Below are 17,648 nucleotides of genomic sequence, written 5' to 3' on the forward strand. Positions count from 1 at the left end.
AGCCATGCGGACGAGCACGTCCGCAGGCTTGCCAGCGAGGGCAGCAGGCCAAGGTTACCATGGGCAGCGCGCATCGGCTCGGCCTCTCCGAGCAACCCTCGCCACCACAGTGTAGGGCGAGCCACCCTCGCCACAGAGCGGACATACGGTCTTACGATTATCCGGCTGGCGGTGATGATGTACGTGCGCTTTCCACTTAGCCTGCGCAATGTGGAGGAACTGCTCTTCGAGCGCGGCATCGACATCAGCTACGAGACTGTCCGCTACTGGTGGAACAGGTTCGGTCCGCTGTTCGCGGCCGACATCCGCAGCACCGGATCAGCCGCATGCGAGGCTTCCAACACTGGCGCTGGCATCTTGACGAGATGTACGTGAAGGTAAATGGCGAGATGGTCTACCTCTGGCGCGCCGTCGATCAGGAAGGCGAGATCCTGGAGAGTTATGTCACCAAATCCCGCGACAAAACAGCCGCCTTGGCCTTTATGAAGAAGGTGCTGAAGCGTCATGGATCGCCTGAAGCGATCACCACTGATGGCCTCCGCTCCTATGGCGCCGCAATGGGCGAGCTCGGCAATCGGGCAAAGCAGGAGGTGGGTCGCTGGGCGAACAACCGGGCCGAGAACAGTCACCTCCCTTTTCGACGACGAGAGCGGGCGATGCTGCGCTTCAGGCAAATCAGAGCGCTTCAGAAATTCGCGTCCGTTCATGCCAACGTCCACAACCACTTCTCACTGGAACGCCACCTCATTGATCGACAGACCTACAAGGAGAGACGCTCGGCTGCCTTAGCGGAGTGGCAGTCTCTCATGAACTGAATCTTTTCGCTCGCGATGCGAAGTGCATCGTGTGGAGAGCGGTTCGCCTTTGTCTGACAGCACCGCCATTTTTCCCGTTGAAGTATCGATTTGATCGAATTTCGGTACAACGAAGGCGCTCGCCCAACGTGCTTTTTTGCAGGGATGGAGTTTAGGCGCGACAAGAGCCGCGCCCTCACCTGATTTCGGACGACCGCGCTTCCCCGGACGAATCCCGCAAGAGTTTGCGGGCGCCGTATCCCATCGGATTGGCGCCCGCCCATGCCTATTCCGTGTAACGCTGCCGCAGACGGGCGAGTTCGGTCCGTCCGAGTCCCAGCCTGTCCCGCAAGTAGCCCTTCGCACCGCCGGGATGGGCGTCGATCACGCGGAACACGGCTTCGATATAGCTGCGATCGACGCCCGTCAGCGCTTGCAGCACTTGCGGAGGCAGCTTGCTCCATGCCTGCATTGCAGCGCCGTCACCCACGACCGCCTTCTTGGGATCGAAATAGCGGTTGCTGAGGAGATAATCCTCCACCACCGTTTCGCGGGGGACATCGAGCGCCGTCAGGATCAGCGCAGCGGCGACGCCGGTGCGGTCCTTGCCCGCGGAACAGTTGAACGCCAGCGGCACGTGCCCGGCCAGCAACTGTTCGAACATGCGGCGATACTGGCCGTTGAACTGTTCCAGGATGCGCGGATAGCTTGACGCCATGGCCGCACGGGCCTGCTCGCCCGTCCAGCCAGCCGCATTGCTGAAGTCGAGCCCGGCCATGTCCATCCTGTAATCGTCGGCGAGGATCTTGGGCGTCATATTGCCGGGCCAGCGGACTGGCGCGGCATTGCGCTCCTGCGTGCTGCGGAAATCGCAGACGGTCCTGATGCCGAGCTTGCCGAGATAGGCGAAATCTGTTGGCATCAGGCCATTCATCGCGCCCGAACGGAACAGGACGCCCCAGCGAACGGTGCGCCCATCGCGCGTGCGATAGCCGCCGAGGTCACGAAAATTCTGGCCGCCCTGGAGCGGCAGGAGGCGGCTGTGCGCCTCCTGAACGGCGGGCGACTGGGGCGCGGCCTGCCACGCCAGAGCAGCCCCCGATGCAGTGAATGCGAGCGCGCCCGCGATGATGAGTTTGCGGATGGTCATCTCTATCCTCCCGGTCAGAAGCGCAGCGTGCCGTCGATGCCGAAGGTGCGCGGCTCGTTGAAAATCCCATACTCGCCCGCCACGGAATAGGCCGCCCGGCTGCGGTAAAAGACATGCTGTTCGTTGAAGAGGTTGCGCGACCAGAGCGCGAGTTCCAGCTTCGCGCCCCGGCTGAGGCCGATTCCGGCCAGCGCTAGGCGGCCATTGACGATGAAGGATTTGTCCGAAAGCGTATCCTCCCCTGCGACCGCGTGAAAGCGCGACGCAGCATTGGCGTCGAGATGCATGCGCAGTTCGGTTTCTCCGGCCAGCGGCAGGGTGTAGTCGATCGCGGCGCTGCCGGCATGTTTGGGCGTGCTGGTCACGTAAATGGTCTGGCGCGGCGACCCTGCGGGCAGGAACGGATTGACGGACTGGGGAAGCCTGGCATCGGTATAGGCATAGCTTGCCGACAGGGTTAGGCCGGGAAGCGGGGCCAGCGACGCGTCAACCTCGATACCCTTGATCCTGCCATGTCCGGGCGCGTTCAGGGTTTCCGTGGTGGTGCGGTTGGTTCCGGTATTGGGCGCATAGAAGTCGATCTGGATATCGGTATAGCGGGTCGTATAGGCGGCGATATTGAACCGTCCGCGCCGGTCCCAGAAGCTGGTCTTGAGACCGGCTTCGAAGGTCGAGACCTTTTCCGGGCCATAGGCGCGGTAAGTCAGCGACCGCGAGTTGGCGCCACCGGCGCGGTAGGCGGTCCCCCATTTGCCGTAGAGCTGCACATCCCTGCTGGGGTCGAACGTCACAGTCACCTGCGGATCGAAATGATCCTTGGAGAAGGTGAAGCTGTAGGGCGTATCCGCGCCGTTGACCTTGTAGAGGCGGCCGCTTTTCTTGTCGTGCGTGAAACGCCCGCCCAGCGTCAGGCGCAGCATGTCGTCAAGCACGGGCGGGTTCCAGCTCGCCTGCCCATAAACGGCATAGCTGTCCGCTTTCGCCGTGCTGGCGCGGTCCGGGAATGGCGCCCTGGCTCCGGCCTCCAGCGACGGCAACGGCGTTGCCACGGTGCCATCCGCGTTCCAGCGCATGGTGTTGGGGCTCCAGGCGTCGTCGTCACCGGATTCATGATAATAAAAGAGGCCCGCCACATATTGCAGCCGGCCGGCATCACCCACCAGCTGGAATTCCTGGCTATATTGTTCCTGCCTCATCGAGGCGAGGCTGTAACGGGCGAAGGTGGCGTTGGGCTGGAAAACGGTGCCCGCATGCGCGCCGATGCCATTGTCCCACTGGTCCTGCTCCAGATGCCGGTAGGCGCTGATCGATCGCAGTTCAGCCGCGTCCGATACCTTCCACTTGAGATGGAGGCTGACGCCGTAGGTCTCTCCGACATTTTCCCGCTGCGGCACGCCGATATCAGCGGTCTTCGCCCGATCAGGCTGCACCTTGACGAGCGGCGCGAGCGGATAGGCCGTGGGGCTGAGGTTCAGCAGTTGAACATAATAAGGCGTGGTCACGTCATAGCTGTAGTCTGCATCGATCTGCGCGCTGAAATCGGCGCTCGGCTCCCAAAGCGCCGCGCCATGCACGCCCCGGCGATCGAACCGGTTGAAATCGTCGGCGCCTTCGAGCCTGTTTTCCACCACGCCGTCACGCTTCAGGAACACCGCGTCGAACTTGAGCGCGATATTGGCGAAGGAAGGAAGATCCAGATGGGTCTCGCTTGAATAGCCGTTATAGTTGCGAAGGCCCAGCGTCTGGCGCAGTCCGAATTCACCCGATGGTTTCTTCGAGACGATGCTGACAGCGCCGCCGACGGAGTTGCGGCCGAACAATGTGCCCTGCGGGCCCTTGAGCACCTCGATCCGTTCGATATCCATCAGCGCCATGCCCAGCCCCTGCGCGCGGCCCAGATAGACGCCGTCGATATAGACGCCGATGCCCGCATCGCGGCTGGGCTGATTGGAATCGCCGCCGGTGATGCCGCGGATGCCGACGGACAGCGCCGAATTGCGCGTGAAGTTCGGCCCGATCCGCAGTGACGGAACAGCGCCGTCCTGCAAATCGAGAAGGCTCTGGACATGGCGGTTGGCGAGCGCCTGTTCGCCCAGAACGGAGATCGAGATCGGAGTCTTTTGCAGGTTGGTTTCCCGCTTTTCGGCAGTGACCACGATCTCGTCGAGCCCCCCAGCCCCGGTTTCATCCGCGACCAGCCTGGCGTCCGGCGCGGCCTGCATCTGAGCATGGGCAGCGATCGGGCAGAGCAGCATGCCCATCGCCGTCCCGGTCAGCATCCATCCATGCGGCAGCTTCAGTTTATTCGGTTTCACGATAGCCCCTTTCCGTTGAGTCGCGGCGGAAATAGGCCGTTTGTATGTAATAGATGTGACACTTGTATCTTGCGCTTTCTGCGGCAAAATGGGGTCGAAGCCGAAGGAGCAGGAAGATGCCGAACACCAGTAGAGAAGCCGCAAAAGCGCCGGAAAGGCTGGTAAGTTCGGTGCTGTCTGCGTGGGAGGGGGATGGCGCGGAAGCGATTTCCGCCCGTATGCTGGCGTCGGCAGCAGGCCTCCCCGTGTCTGCGATCCACTATCACTTCGGTGGATTAGGACAATTGTTGGACGCAGCGCAGGCAGATGCCATCGCTTCTGCCCGCGCATGGTGCGAAGCGCAGCAGGAAGCGATCGGCAAGGCCGCCATATCGCCGGACATGCTGGGACCGCTGCTGGCCTGCCTCATCGATGATTGGTGCGAAATGCAGCGCGGTCTGGCCTTCGCTTGGCGTGAGGGGCAGCTGATGGCGCTGCGCGATCCTGATCGCTGCTGGGCGGCCAGGCAGTGGGACCAGATGTGGCAGGCATTTTTCGATCAGTTGTGCGCAGGGATGGGCCTTTCGGAATTCGCGACGCTGACCGCCTGGTTCTTTGACGGGGCCAGCGGGCTGCATATACTGCGATGGCGCCGTCCGCTTGATCGTTCGGCGCTGGAAGAACTCTGCAATGGCTGGGCGGCCTGGCTTGGCGGAAAGCTTGCGCCGCAGGGCGGTTGGTTCGACACGGGGCAGAGAGACGCGCAGATGCTCGCCGCGACGCCGGAGCCGTCCGATAGCGTTGCCGAAACCATCGCCAACGCCGCCGCGCAGGTGGTCGCGGAAAGCGGCGTAACAGCGCTGACCCATCGTGCCGTTGCCGCCGCGGCGAACGTTACGCTCGGTACGGTCTCCTATAAATTCCGCACGAGCGCCGACCTTATGCGCGCCGCATTCGACGGCATATACCGGCGAATGCAATCGCGCTCTCCCGTCCGGCTGGGCGAGAGCGCGGCGATGACCATGGAAGAGGTCGCCGCCCTGGCCGAGCAGGGCGCGCCAAGCCGCGCCGACATGCTCGGTTCGGGCGAGCTTTGCATCGCCACCGCGCGCAATCCGGCGTTCCAACCCTTCGCAGCGCAGTTGCGCTATCTGCGCGGCCGGGGTTCGGCGCGCATCCTTGAACGCGCGCTGGGCCGCGATCAGGCCATTTCGCCGGTCGACGGCGCGATCCTCTCCGCGGTTCTGGGCGGCCGGGGACAGGCATGCAACAGCACCGGCCGGGCATCGCCAGGCGATCTCGCGCCGCTGATCCAGCGGCTCGCCTCTGGCCGGACCTGACCGGCCCGGCCGTCATGTGGATGTCAACACCTCGTCGCAAAGGGGATGCGAAGGGGGACCAAGCATTTGCGCGCCCAGCCGCACATCCACACCAGTCTCTGGAGGCTCGCCGCCTTTTCATCGCCCATGGTCGGGGTGCAGGCGTTCGAAATCGCTTGGCGAGTCTATCTGCCAGCCTATATCGCCACGGCATACGGGCTTTCGCTTGCCGCCACCGGCTTTCTCATCATGGCGCTGCGGCTGTTCGACAGCGTGATCGACCCCGTCATCGCATGGGCCAGCGATCGCTTTCCCACGCGCTTCGGACATCGGCGTCCCTGGATGGCCGCAGGGCTCGTGCCGGTCCTGATCGGCATTCCGGGCGTATTCTTTGGCTGGCCGGGGAGCAGCATCATCTCGCTGGCGGCCTTTTCGCTGCTCGCCCATCTTGGCTATATGATGCTGGTGACCCCGCATGGCGGCTGGGCGCTTGAACTCGGCGCGGACCCTGCCGCGCGGCTGCGCATCATCGCCGCCAAGACATGGTTCGGGATCGCCGGGGCCATCCTGGTCCCGATCGTGCCCGCCCTGCTGGAGCGGGGCTTCGGCATCGGACGCGAGGGGCAGGTCGCGGCGCTTGGCGTCCTCATCATGCTGTTCCTTCCCTTCGCGGTGCTGCTGGTCCTGACCAATATAGCCGAACCGCGGTTGCAGAGCGCGGATGTGGCCCAGGCCGCCAATCCCCTGCGCCTGTTCGCACGCATCCTTCGCACGCCGGCGATGCTTCCTGTCCTTTTGCTCTATCTTTGCTCCGGCTTCGCGGAGGCGGCCGCTTCCGCCGTCTTCCTCTTTTTCATCGATGACGCGCTTGGCCTCAAAGGGTGGGGAAGCACGCTGATCGTCGTCCAGGCCGTCCTTGCGCTTGCCACCCTTCCCTTCTGGAGCGCCGTGAGCGAACGCATCGGCCGCCGCAGGCTGCTGATGACGGGTTATGGCTGGAATGCCGCAATGGCCCTGGCAGCCTTGGCCATTCCCGCCGCCAGTCTCGGCGGAGCGGTGGCTTTCGTGGTCCTGCGCGGGCTTTTCGCGGGGATCGATTTCCTGTTCCTGCGCGCCATTGTGGCCGGCATGGTCCGCGCCTCGGCCGATGCCGGGGTGCGAAATGGCGCCAGCTTCTATGCGGTCAGCAATATCACACTGAAATTCGCATTCGGCATCGGCGCGTTCGCATCGCTCTCCCTGATCGGGCTGCTCCCGGCCTCTTGGGTGGCGGCCGGTATGGACGATGGCGCAGCCGTCCGGCTGTCCTATGCGCTCCCCTCAGGGATGGCCGGGCTGCTGGCGCTTCTGATTTTGTGGCGCTGCTATGATGCTGACGGGTCCGGCGAGCCTGAGGTCCGCGCCTCCCCGGATCGATCCGGTCCAGCATTCATCGGATAAGCGATCCGGCGAACAAGCCACTTCCGAACGGCTCAGGTTCGATGATCGGGAATGTTCGCCATCGGCTGCAAACCCTTCCATGTCATTGCGCGATCCGGGTCCATTGCTGCGACCGGCATCCGACGCGGCCGAGGAGACACCCCCTCCCGATCAGCGTGTCATCGTCGATGATGCTGACCGTTCCTGAGAAGGTTTTGCCGATATCGGGCACGAAGACCCGGCCCCGCCAGACGCCGGGCCGTTCCTGCACGAAATCCCGGAACAGCCGCAACCCCACGAGAGGATCGGTGCCGCCGCGCCGGGCATCGTTCTTTGCCTTGTCATTCGCCCACACGACCACCCCGCACATGCGCTCGCCGCACGGTTCAGCGCGGACATGAACGCTGCCGGACGGATTTCGCCAGATGCCGAAGGATCGGTCCTGCGCGGCGAGGCTGGCGGGTGACACAAGCAAAACGCAGGAAACTGCGGCGCAGATGTAGGCAAGGGATGTTCGCGTAAACGGCATGAACGACCTCATGGCTGGTTCGAAGACCTCTTTCCGCGCACCCGCAGCGAAGCGCTCCGGTTCAAGGATCTTCCTCGCGAAGGAACTTCCCCTCGCTCCCCTGCGCAATCTCAGGCCATTGTTCCAATCGTGCAACGAAATCGCAACCATGCCACGGCGAAAAACATGCGCCGGATTACCGCAACCGCCGGAAATTGCGGCCGTGGAAATGCGTTTTCCCGTTAAATTTGTTTCTTGGCTTCAATTCGGGCGAGGCTGACTGTAAATCCGCAGCGCTCGGCCGTGTCGAGGTTGAACTCCTGATATCGCCCGAACAAGCCCCCCAGATGCTGGTCGATCTCGCCTTGCGTATAATCAAGAGAGTGCACGCTATTGTAGCCGTGCTTGATTGCGCGATCCATCGCGGCCTGCCCATCAGAGACGTTGAAAAAGACATTCATCACGCCTTCTCCGTGAGCCGCAAGGAAGCCGGAGACCGCGCTGCTGTCTTCTCGGCCGGGTAGTGGTGCGCACAGTTCGATCCCGGCGTCCCACGCGATCGACACGGCTATGCCGAACGGTTCGCCAGTCCAATGCGCGTCCAGGAAAGTGGCCCCAAGCAGGTCATGATATTTCTTCTTGGCGCTTTCCAGATCGTGGACGGCGATCATTATGCGATTTATTCCATTGACGGCCATCAGCGCCCCCAGATGATAAATTCTTGACGAACCACCACCAGGTGGCAGCCATGAGCTAAGCGGCAATCCTCACGTCAACCTTTGCCGGCTAAGCCTGGCTGGTTAGAAAAGGTCTGTCCGTTTGATCGCATCCGTGCCGCCATCGTCGAAAACGATCTGGCCCATCAGGAAGCGCCCTTTGAAAGTAGCCAGGAATTCGATGAGTTCCGCGATCTCATCCGCAGGGATAAGGCCATCGGGGACTTGCGGGTTGGTCTGCGCGATGACTTCTCGCATCGCAGGATCCTGCATGGTGGAAAGGGCCATGGGCGTTTCGACGACGCCGGGCGCGACGCCATTGAGGAGGATGCCCGATCCGCCCCATTCGGCTGAAATCGCTGCCCGGCGCATCCAGCGGGCGACCGCTCGTTTGGACGTGACGTAAATGGAGGGGTCGCCATCTTCCGCAAGGGCAAGGGCGCGCTGTTCGTCGCCAGCGAGGCAGGCTTCCATGACGGCTTCGTTGCCGGGGTAGATCGACACGCTCGACGCGACGAGCACGGCGCGGGGACGTGGCGACCGGAGCAGGAGCGGGCGCAGCCCTTCAAGGGTGGCGACCGCGCCGAAATAGTTCACGGCCAATGTGGCGGTACTTGGGATGGAAAGCCCAGCGCAGGCGATGACCGCGTCAAGGCCGTCAACCGCCAGAGCGGTTGCGCGCTCCACCATCTGCGTCCTTCCGGCGACCGTGCCCAGATCGGCGCATATTTCAGCGTCGCGCAGATCCGCACCGATCACCTTCCATCCTCTGGCTTCGAAACGGCGGCGTGTCGCCAGGCCAATGCCTGAGGCGGCTCCTGTGATAAGGATCGTTCCTGCTTCGCTTTCCATTATCCATCCTGTTCCAGGCCGGTATCACCGGCGGCATTCTTCCATGATTTCTCTCCGGCCCGGAGCAGGCTCGTCCCTGCTCCGGGGCTGGAGAAAGCGTTCAGCCTCCGAAGCGATAGCGCAGCGACACGCCGTACATGCGCGGTTCTCCATAAGTGGAGTTGGTGAAGCCCGTCGCGGTGTTGAGGCCGCTATAGGCGTTCACGCGGTAGACCTTATCGGTCAGGTTCGTGACGAACAGCCGCGCGTCCAGGCCTGAACCGCCAATGCCGTTCAGTTCGACCGAGGCGTTGACCAGCCCATAGGCCTTCACCCAGACGTTGGGATCGTCCGAAGGCAGGGTGCTTGAGCTGTTATAGGTGCGCCCGACATAGGAGTAGCTGGCGGCCAGCACGAGCGTACCGGCGCTGTTCGGCAGGGCCGAGGAGTAACGCCCGTTAAGGTTGAACAGATGTTTGGGCGCCAACTGGAACGGGGCGCAGCTCAGGTCCACCGAAGCCGTCGGCTGGCCGGGGAAGGGAACGGCAACGGGGCCGCCGCAGCCTTGCACGACCCGCGCCAGCGGATCGGGCGCAAGCGGCAGGGCGTATCGCTTATATTTGGCGTCCATGTAGGAATAGTTGGCGGCGATCTCCAGCCCGCGAGCCGGTCTGATAGCCGTCTCCACCTCGATCCCGTTGATGCGGGCGGCCTGGGCGTTGACCACGATCGCGCCCTGATCGACGCAGCTTGAACTGCCGTTCGGCTGGCCGTCGAAACCGATGCATACGCCATTGACCAGATTGCCGTTGGCGACGCTGAATGCCTGGGCGCGCTGGAGTCCCTTGTAATCGAGATGATAGCCGTTGACGTTGACACGCACCGGAACGCCGCCGACCTGGAAATCGGTTTTCGCGCCGATTTCGTAATTGGTCACGAATTCCGGCTTCGACGTGAGGGATTCCTGACTGGGCGCCGCATAGTTGAAGCTGCCCGCCTTATAGCCACGCGTGACCTTGCCATAGAGCAGCACCCGCGACGTCGCCTGATAATCCAGTCCGATCGTCCAGGTCGGCTCCGTCGTGTCGAGCGTTGCCGCTCCACCGGGCAGAAGCAGGAAGTTGGTGGCATAGCGTGATCCCTTGATGCGATCATTGGTCACGCGGATGCCGCCCGTCACCGTCAGGCGATCCAGACCCGGCGTGACGGCGCCGAGGTCGAGCGATGCCTGGGCGTAACCGGCCAGGCTTCGCGTGCGGATGTCGTAGAAGGAGCCCGGATTATAGTCGGCGGAGTTGAACGACCCCGTCCCTTGCACGCTTTCCGGCTTCACATAGGAATAATAGAATCCCACGACCGTGTTCAACTTGCCGTCCAGGAACTTGCCCTGAATCTGGGCTTCTTCCGTGATCTGGCTGAGGTTCGTGATATGCGCCTTCGATCCGGCCGGCGCCCATGGGCTGCCAGCCGGAACGGTGGGCGCCTGCTGCGAAAGAATGGGCAATAGCGAACCGTCCAGGTCCCAATTATAATCCTGTGTCAGGCGTTGGTAGCTGACGATGTTACGGAAGGTGAGGCTGTCGGTCAGATCGACGCTCAACGTATCTATCAGCCCCCAGCTTTTGAGACGCGTGAATTGATCCGTGTTCATGGCCGTCTTGCGGACGCCCAGCCTCTTCTGCGCCGCCAGCACCTGCGCCGCGATGGCGGGGTCGAAAATGTTTCCCAGCGGCCGCTGATAGGCGAGATTAGCCGCGATATTGGTGACGTTTAGCGGCGTCACCGTGGAAATATTGTCGAATACGAAGCCGGTGCCATTGTCGTGCGACTTGGCGTAATAGCCGACCAGATAATTTTCCACCCCGTCCACCGGCCGGAAAGTCACGCCGATACGCGCGTGCCAATAATGCCTGTCGTCATAATCCTTCCCCGCAAAACCCGGCGAACGCGGCCCGAAGCAACCGGCCGGGTTGGAGATGCATATGTCGGAAAGACCATAGGCCGCAGGTCCCACATCCTTGGTGAAGCCGTCACGATCCACCTTCTTGCCCGCAATGCGGACGAGCAGGCGATCGGACACGACCGGCAAATCTATCGCGCCTTCAAATTCGCGATCATTGTAATTTCCAAACTGCGCCTGGACATAGCCGCCAAACTCCTTGCCGGGCTTTTTCGGTCCCAGCAGGACCGCGCCTCCGGTGGTATTGCGGCCGAACAGCGTACCTTGCGGACCTCTCAGAACCTGAAGCGATTCAAGGTCGAAAAAGGTGCCCGGCCCGCCCTGCACGGCGACGATCCCGCCCTGGATCAGCGGCACCTCGCCAAAATATTGGACCACGCCGATGGGCGAGAGATAGGTCTGCCCTTGCCCGCGAATAACGATGATTTCGGTACTGCGTTGCGACGCGTTGCTGCTTACCTGCACTGACGGCACCTTGCCGACCAGATCGGCCGCCGTTGCAACGCTCTGTTCGCGCAGCCTGTTGGCGTCATAGGCCGTGATCGCGGTCGGCACCTTCTGCTGCGCCTGCTCACGCCGGTTCGCCGTCACGACGATGTCGGCAATGGCTGGAGATGGATCGGTTTGTGCCAGTTCCTGCCCATGGGCGGCCGTCGACAGCAACCCGATAACGCTGACGCCCAGACAAATGCGCAGCTTGCCCTTTTGCGATTTCATCACTCTCTCTCCCCTAAACATATCTTATAATTAAGGTGATCGCCTTAATAAGGCATCTGCCTCATCTCTGTCAATCGCCAGAGCGCCTGTTCGCGAACCGCCATGGCAAGCTGGTTGGCGAATGGCGTAAATGCCGTTACTCGGCTGCATTGATGCCTGGTCGAGGGAGTAAATGTGTCCAATTCACCCAATGTGGCCGCCAGTAATCGCGAGCGCATCCTCGACACCGCTGAACGCCTGTTCGGGCAGCATGGCATCGACAGCGTATCTTTAAGGCAGATTGGCGAAGACGCCGGTCAGAAGAACAAGACCGCCATTCAATATCATTTCGGCAGCAAGGAAGGGCTGGCCAAGGCGATCATACAGCGCCGGTCCAAGATGATGGAACCCAGGATCGACCAAATGTACGCGGCCGCCGGGACGCAGGGTCGTCTCGACGACATGAGGGCATTGATCGAGATCCTGTTCCTGCCCGTTTGGGAAGTGACGGACAGCCATGGCGATCACAGCTATGCGGCGTTTCTGCTGCAATATATGCATCATCCCGAATTCAAGCCGGAATCGTCCGGCTTCGGCTGGGATATCCATGGGCATGTCCTGACGTGGAACCGGCTGAAGGCGCTGGTTCCCGGACTTGGAGAGGACGAAGCCTTTGCGCGCCTATATGTGCTGAACGGAATGTTCGTATCGTCCATGGTCAGGCTGGATAGCGAGCGCAAGTCCGGGAAGACCCTTCTGCCACGCGAAACATTCCTGAACATGCTCCTCGACATGATGGTCGCAGCCTTCGCCGCTGGTTCCGCGGAAGGAGCGGCCTCATAGTCCAGACACATCTGTCCGCGAGATTCGCCCTGTAGGTCTGCTGCCGCTCGCTCCGCTCAAGAGCTGAAAAAAGATCAAGCGGGCAACAGCCGCCTTTCATAGCGCCAGGTGGCCAGCACCTGTTGCACGCGGCGGGAGGCGGTGCGGGCGTGGCTGGGGGCGAGGCGCGACTGCGCGGTGGATTCGGCGGATGCCAGTTCAGTGGACAGGTCGTGGAAACCGGCGCTGCAGATGGCTGGAAGGTTCGCCGCTTCCTTGCAGAGCGCGGTGAAGCGCCGCATCACCGCATGGTTGGGGCGCTGCCGGTCGCGGGAGAGCATTTCAAAGCTGTGAGTGACGGCGATGAAGGCGCTATGCCCTTCCCCTGCCGCATGCCTGACGGCTTGCTGCATCTCGCTGGCCGACATGGCGCAGACCTGTGCCGGGCGGAAGTTGCCGGGGCGATCGTTGATGCCGCTTACCGGAGCCTGCGGCAGTCCCTGGCAGCGCGTCAGTCCAGTGAGGTCGCGCGCGCCGGTGATGCGGCAGCCATGGCGGTGATAGGCCGGGTTCACGCTGCTGTCCCAGGCGAAGCCCAATTGCGCCAGCGCGCGGAGCGTGTCGTCATTCGCCCCGAAATTGCCCGCGCGAAAGGCGCTGATCCTGGGCGCGCCCGCAGCCTCAAGCCACTTTCGCCCCATGTCCAAAAGGATCAGTTGATCATCCAGCGCGAAGTCGCCGATGTTGCGCCCGGTCCGGCCGCCCACAGGCGACCGCGCCGCAAATGCCAGCCATTCGCTATGAATGTGCAACTGCACCTCATGGCCGCGCCCGGCGATCGCGGCGACGACAGGTTTCAGAAATTCAGGGCCGTGAACAAGGGCAGGCATGGGATCGAGGAAGAAGACGCCCTTCAATCCATGCTGCTCCAACTGACCCATCTGCCAGCCGATGCCGTATGCCCCGCCCTTGGCCTCTCCCCAGATGGAGCTGCGGACATTGTCGTCCAGGCTTAGGCCGCGCTGGTGCAGCAACGCCGACAGTTCCGTGTCGACGGTGATCAGCAAGGCGGTCGAGGCAGGCGAAGACAGCATGCCCCATGGCTTAGCTTCCGGGTCTTAAGGAGCTGTAACCGTTGAACGAAGCGGGCGCGGATCAGGCGAAGGGGACGAATTCGCCATAACCGCCCTGAAAGAACAGCAGCGGCCTGCCCGGCCTTTCCACCTCCAGCGCCATGACGCGGCCGACGACGATATAATGATCCCCCGCCTCATGCACCGCCTCCAGCGTGCAATCGATCCACGCCACCACGCCATCCAGGATCGGCGATCCGTTCGCCGATGCGCGATGCGTCACTCCGGCGAACTTGTCGCCATCCTTGGCGGAAAACTGCTGGCAGAGCGGCCGCTGGTCGCTGCCCAGCACATTGACGCAAAATCGGCCCGCTTGTTCGATCTGCGGCCAGCTGGTCGATGTCTTGGCCGGGAAGAAGGCGACGAGCGGCGGGTCCAGCGAAACCGAGGTGAAGGAACCCACCACCATGCCGACAGGCGCGCCGCCCGGTTCAAGCGCCGTCACGATGCACACGCCGGTCGGATAATGGCCCAGCACACGCCGGAAGGTGCCGCTGTCGATAGCCGATATTGCCGTCATTCTACCCTGCCTGTTCCCGTCTTCCCGGACCTAAAGCGCCACGCCCGCCGATGCCAGCACCGCCAGCGTCAACAGTTCCGATGCGTTCGACGCCATGGTCGCGATCTGCACGGACTTGTCCATGCCGACCAGCATCGGGCCGATCATGGTCGTGCCGCCCACCTCACGCAACAGCTTGGCGGAGATATTGGCCGATTGCAGCCCCGGCATGACCAGAATGTTCGCCGGGCCCGACAGGCGGCTGAACGGATAATTTTTCATGACGGCGGGATTGAGCGCCGCGTCGGCCGTCATTTCGCCCTCATATTCGAAATCGACATCGCGCCCGTCGAGCACCTTGATGGCGTCGCGCACATTTTCCAGATGCGCGCCGGGCGGATTGCCGAAATTGGAATAGGACAGGAAGGCGACGCGCGGGTCATGGCCCATGCGGCGGGCGACGGCGACCGTGCCCTCCGCGATGTCGGCCAGTTCGTGAGCCGATGGCCGTTCATTGACGGTGGTGTCGGCCAGGAACACGGTCTTGTCCTTGGACACGATGACATGGATGCCGAAGGGCGTGCGGCCGGGCGCCGGGTCCATCACCCGCTTCACCTCGCGCAGCGTCTGGGCGAAGGGGCGCGTCATGCCGGTGATCATCGCATCGGCGACGCCCATGGTGACCAGCAGCGCGCCGAAGATGTTGCGATCCCGGTTCACCATCCGCTCGCAATCGCGGCGCAGATAGCCGCGCCGCTGCAACCGGGCGTAAAGCGTGTCCACCATCTCCGGCACCAGCGGCGAATTGACGCTGTTGTGCAGTTCGAAGCTTTCCGGGTCGCGGACGCCCAGCGCCCTGAGCTTGTCGACCACATCATGCCGCCCGACCAGAACGGGCGTGCCATAGCCAAGGTCGCGGAACTGGATCGCGGCGCGTAGCACCACTTCCTCCTCCGCTTCGGCGAAGACCACGCGCTTGGGGTTGGCCTTGGCCACTTCATAGGCGGTGGTCAGGACCGATGTGGTGGGGTTGAGCCGGGCTTTCAGCGACTGGCGGTAGGCGGCCATGTCGGCGATCGGCTTTTGCGCGACGCCGCTTTCCATCGCGGCCTGCGCGACGGCGGCGGGAACGACCTCCATCAGGCGCGGGTCGAAGGGCGCGGGGATGATATAGTCCGGGCCGAAACTGTGCGAACGGCCATAGGCCTTCGCCACTTCCTCCGGCACCTGCTCGCGCGCCAGTTCGGCGATCGCATGGGCGGCGGCGACTTTCATCGGCTCGTTGATCCCGGTCGCCCGCACGTCGAGCGCGCCGCGGAAGATGAAGGGGAAGCCAAGCACATTGTTGACCTGGTTGGGATAGTCCGACCGGCCAGTGGCGACGATGGCGTCCGGGCGGACCTCCAGCACGTCGGGCGGCGCGATTTCCGGGTCGGGATTGGCCATGGCGAAGATGATCGGCCTGTCCGCCATGTCCTTCACCATGTCCTGGCTGACCGCGCCCGCGACGGACAGGCCCAGGAACACGTCCGCGCCCTTGATCGCTTCGCCCAGCGTGCGCGCGCCGGTCTTCACCGCATGCGCCGACTTCCACTGGTTCATGCCTTCGGTGCGGCCCTGGTAGATGACGCCCTTGCTGTCGCACATGATGACATTGTCGTGGGGCACGCCGATCGCCTTGATCAGCTCGGTGCAGGAAATGGAGGCGGCGCCCGCCCCGTTCACCACCACCTTCATGTCCTTGAAGTCGCGGCCGGTCAGCATCGCGGCATTGATGACGCCTGCCGCCGCGATGATGGCGGTGCCATGCTGGTCGTCGTGGAAGACGGGGATGTTCATCCGCTCCTTGAGCGTCTGTTCGATGATGAAGCATTCGGGCGCCTTGATATCCTCAAGGTTGATGCCGCCGAAGCTCGGCTCCATCAGTTCGACCGCGTCGATGAACTTGTCGACATCCTCGGTCTTGAGCTCGATGTCGATGGAATCAACGTCGGCGAAGCGCTTGAACAGCACCGCCTTGCCCTCCATCACCGGCTTGGACGCCAGCGCGCCCAGATTGCCCAGGCCCAGAATGGCGGTGCCGTTGGAGATCACCGCGACCAGATTCCCCTTGGCCGTATAGTCATAGGCGGTCGCCGGATCTTCGGCGATGGCGCGCACCGGCACGGCGACGCCGGGGGAATAGGCCAGCGACAGGTCGCGCTGCGTCGCCATGGGCTTGGACGCGATAATCTCGATCTTGCCCGGCCGGCCGGTCGAATGGAAGAACAGCGCCTCGCGCTCTGAAAATTCCACATTCGACTTGTCGGCCATAGTCCCATCCATCCGGTTTCTCTGATCTCCCCGGCCCTAGCGTCATGGCGTGCTTGTGGGCAAGCGCGAGAAGGGCTTTTTTCGCGCCTTCCCTCATCGGGTGCATAAGGCTATCGGCTTGGGAGTGATGCCCGCGCCGAAGGATCTTGCCCCCTCGCAGCCCACGCCGATGATGGCGCAATATCTTTCGCTCAAGGCGGAGGCGCAGGATTGCCTGCTCTTTTACCGCATGGGGGATTTTTTCGAACTGTTCTTCGACGATGCGAAGGCGGCGGCGGCGACGCTTGACATCGCGCTGACCAGCCGTGGGGAGCATGGCGGGGCGCCCATCCCCATGTGCGGCGTGCCGGTGCACAGCGCGGAAAGCTACCTCGCCCGGCTGATCAAGGCGGGCCACCGCGTCGCCATAGCCGAACAGACCGAAACGCCAGCGCAGGCCAAGGCGCGCGGGTCGAAGGCGCTCGTCGGCCGCGCCATCGTCCGCTACGTGACGGCGGGTACGCTGACGGAAGAGACGCTGCTCGATTCCCGGCGCGACAACATGCTGGTGGCGCTGTGCCGGACCGGCGGCGACGCATCCGGTGAGGTAGGCATCGCCGCTGCCGACATTTCCACCGGACGGTTCGAAACGCTGACGCTTGTGGCGGCTGACCTACCCGCCGAACTGGCGCGATTGCGGCCAAGCGAGATCGTGGTGCCCGAAGGGCTGGAGATCGGCCTGGCGGAGGCGCATCCGTTCGATCGCGCCGCCTTTTCCAGCAGCCGGGCCGAAGCCGCGCTGAAAAAGCTGTTCGGCGTTGCGACGCTGGACGGTTTCGGCCAGTTCAGCCGGGCCGAATTGTCGGCCATGGGCGGGCTGATCGGCTATCTCGACCATGCGGGCAAGGGCACCCTGCCCTTCCTGGCGCCGCCGGTCCGCAAGGCGAGCGGCGCGCATGTGGCGATCGACGCAGCGACGCGCGAAAGTCTGGAGATCACCGCGACCATGAGCGGCGCGCGCGCGGGCAGCCTGCTAGGCGCGATCGACCGCACCGTGACGGGCGCGGGCGCGCGGCTGCTGGCGCAGGACATATCCGCGCCGCTGATGGATCAGGCCGCGATCGAGGCGCGGCTGGGGCTGGTCCAGCTTTTCCACGACGATCCCATCCTGCGCGATCAATTGCGCGCGGCGTTGCGCGCCTTGCCGGACATCGG

The 17,648-nt window shown here is 63.2% G+C and carries 13 protein-coding genes and 1 pseudogene; 5 read left to right on the forward strand and 9 right to left on the reverse strand.

What is annotated here, in order from left to right; all coding sequences use genetic code 11:
- Positions 1–174 precede the first annotated feature (174 nt).
- Positions 175–815 (forward strand): annotated as a pseudogene (locus L288_RS34465) (IS6 family transposase).
- Between the two features lie 265 nt (positions 816–1,080).
- Here the strand turns inward: L288_RS34465 and L288_RS34470 are convergent.
- Entirely contained in the window at positions 1,081–1,944 is an 864-nt protein-coding gene (locus tag L288_RS34470) for a tyrosine-protein phosphatase (protein ID WP_021238778.1), read from the reverse strand.
- Positions 1,945–1,958: 14 nt separating this feature from the next.
- Positions 1,959–4,259 (reverse strand): TonB-dependent receptor, encoded by a 2,301-nt coding sequence (locus L288_RS34475; protein WP_021238779.1) that lies wholly within the window; start codon positions 4,257–4,259, stop codon positions 1,959–1,961.
- 116 nt (positions 4,260–4,375) lie between these two features.
- On the opposite strand from L288_RS34475, the gene L288_RS0121745 reads away from it, so the two are divergent.
- Positions 4,376–5,578 (forward strand): TetR family transcriptional regulator, encoded by a 1,203-nt coding sequence (locus tag L288_RS0121745; RefSeq protein ID WP_084465827.1) that lies wholly within the window; start codon positions 4,376–4,378, stop codon positions 5,576–5,578.
- A gap of 45 nt (positions 5,579–5,623) precedes the next feature.
- Entirely contained in the window at positions 5,624–6,997 is a 1,374-nt protein-coding gene (locus L288_RS34480; RefSeq protein ID WP_084465830.1) for an MFS transporter, read from the forward strand.
- 82 nt (positions 6,998–7,079) lie between these two features.
- Here the strand turns inward: L288_RS34480 and L288_RS34485 are convergent, their stop codons facing one another.
- The 4 genes from L288_RS34485 to L288_RS34500 all read right to left on the reverse strand — a co-directional run bounded on the left by L288_RS34485 (position 7,080) and on the right by L288_RS34500 (position 11,708).
- On the reverse strand, positions 7,080–7,655 hold the full coding sequence (locus tag L288_RS34485) for a DUF2147 domain-containing protein (RefSeq protein WP_236613033.1): 576 nt from the start codon (positions 7,653–7,655) through the stop codon (positions 7,080–7,082).
- Positions 7,656–7,726: 71 nt separating this feature from the next.
- Positions 7,727–8,182 carry a VOC family protein gene (locus L288_RS34490; protein ID WP_021238783.1) on the reverse strand — a complete coding sequence of 152 codons (456 nt, stop codon included), beginning with the start codon at positions 8,180–8,182 and terminating at the stop codon, positions 7,727–7,729.
- A gap of 102 nt (positions 8,183–8,284) precedes the next feature.
- Positions 8,285–9,052: an SDR family oxidoreductase gene (locus L288_RS34495; RefSeq protein WP_021238784.1), complete on the reverse strand. Its 768-nt coding sequence runs from the start codon at positions 9,050–9,052 to the stop codon at positions 8,285–8,287.
- Positions 9,053–9,152: 100 nt separating this feature from the next.
- The gene (locus tag L288_RS34500) at positions 9,153–11,708 is read right to left on the reverse strand and encodes a TonB-dependent receptor (protein ID WP_021238785.1); all 2,556 of its coding nucleotides are present in this window, start codon (positions 11,706–11,708) and stop codon (positions 9,153–9,155) included.
- Between the two features lie 174 nt (positions 11,709–11,882).
- On the opposite strand from L288_RS34500, the gene L288_RS42005 reads away from it, so the two are divergent.
- Positions 11,883–12,530, forward strand: a complete 648-nt coding sequence (locus L288_RS42005) for a TetR/AcrR family transcriptional regulator (protein ID WP_021238786.1) — start codon at positions 11,883–11,885, stop codon at positions 12,528–12,530.
- A 74-nt stretch (positions 12,531–12,604) separates the two neighbouring features.
- On the opposite strand, the gene L288_RS34505 is transcribed toward L288_RS42005, so the two are convergent.
- The 3 genes from L288_RS34505 to L288_RS34515 form a co-directional block, all read right to left on the reverse strand.
- A complete protein-coding gene (locus tag L288_RS34505; protein WP_021238787.1) occupies positions 12,605–13,603 on the reverse strand; it encodes a polysaccharide deacetylase family protein in 999 nt (332 codons plus the stop codon).
- A 61-nt stretch (positions 13,604–13,664) separates the two neighbouring features.
- Positions 13,665–14,162, reverse strand: a complete 498-nt coding sequence (locus tag L288_RS34510; protein WP_021238788.1) for a flavin reductase family protein — start codon at positions 14,160–14,162, stop codon at positions 13,665–13,667.
- Positions 14,163–14,192: 30 nt separating this feature from the next.
- Positions 14,193–16,454, reverse strand: a complete 2,262-nt coding sequence (locus L288_RS34515) for an NADP-dependent malic enzyme (protein WP_021238789.1) — start codon at positions 16,452–16,454, stop codon at positions 14,193–14,195.
- A gap of 127 nt (positions 16,455–16,581) precedes the next feature.
- On the opposite strand from L288_RS34515, the gene L288_RS34520 reads away from it, so the two are divergent.
- A partial coding sequence (locus tag L288_RS34520; RefSeq protein WP_031304516.1) for a MutS N-terminal domain-containing protein occupies positions 16,582–17,648 on the forward strand: 1,067 nt, incomplete at its 3' end.

The organism is Sphingobium quisquiliarum P25 (assembly GCF_000445065.1).
Classification (GTDB): domain Bacteria; phylum Pseudomonadota; class Alphaproteobacteria; order Sphingomonadales; family Sphingomonadaceae; genus Sphingobium; species Sphingobium quisquiliarum.

Bases quoted from the DNA above. Each gene is read 5' to 3' on its own strand.
- L288_RS34470 (WP_021238778.1), bottom strand. From the start codon at position 1,944: ATGACCATCCGCAAACTCATCATCGCGGGCGCGCTCGCATTCACTGCA.
- L288_RS0121745 (WP_084465827.1), top strand. From the start codon at position 4,376: ATGCCGAACACCAGTAGAGAAGCCGCAAAAGCGCCGGAAAGGCTGGTA.
- L288_RS34480 (WP_084465830.1), top strand. From the start codon at position 5,624: ATGCGAAGGGGGACCAAGCATTTGCGCGCCCAGCCGCACATCCACACC.
- L288_RS34485 (WP_236613033.1), bottom strand. From the start codon at position 7,655: ATGGTTGCGATTTCGTTGCACGATTGGAACAATGGCCTGAGATTGCGC.
- L288_RS34490 (WP_021238783.1), bottom strand. From the start codon at position 8,182: ATGGCCGTCAATGGAATAAATCGCATAATGATCGCCGTCCACGATCTG.
- L288_RS34495 (WP_021238784.1), bottom strand. From the start codon at position 9,052: ATGGAAAGCGAAGCAGGAACGATCCTTATCACAGGAGCCGCCTCAGGC.
- L288_RS34500 (WP_021238785.1), bottom strand. From the start codon at position 11,708: ATGAAATCGCAAAAGGGCAAGCTGCGCATTTGTCTGGGCGTCAGCGTT.
- L288_RS34505 (WP_021238787.1), bottom strand. From the start codon at position 13,603: ATGCTGTCTTCGCCTGCCTCGACCGCCTTGCTGATCACCGTCGACACG.
- L288_RS34510 (WP_021238788.1), bottom strand. From the start codon at position 14,162: ATGACGGCAATATCGGCTATCGACAGCGGCACCTTCCGGCGTGTGCTG.
- L288_RS34515 (WP_021238789.1), bottom strand. From the start codon at position 16,454: ATGGCCGACAAGTCGAATGTGGAATTTTCAGAGCGCGAGGCGCTGTTC.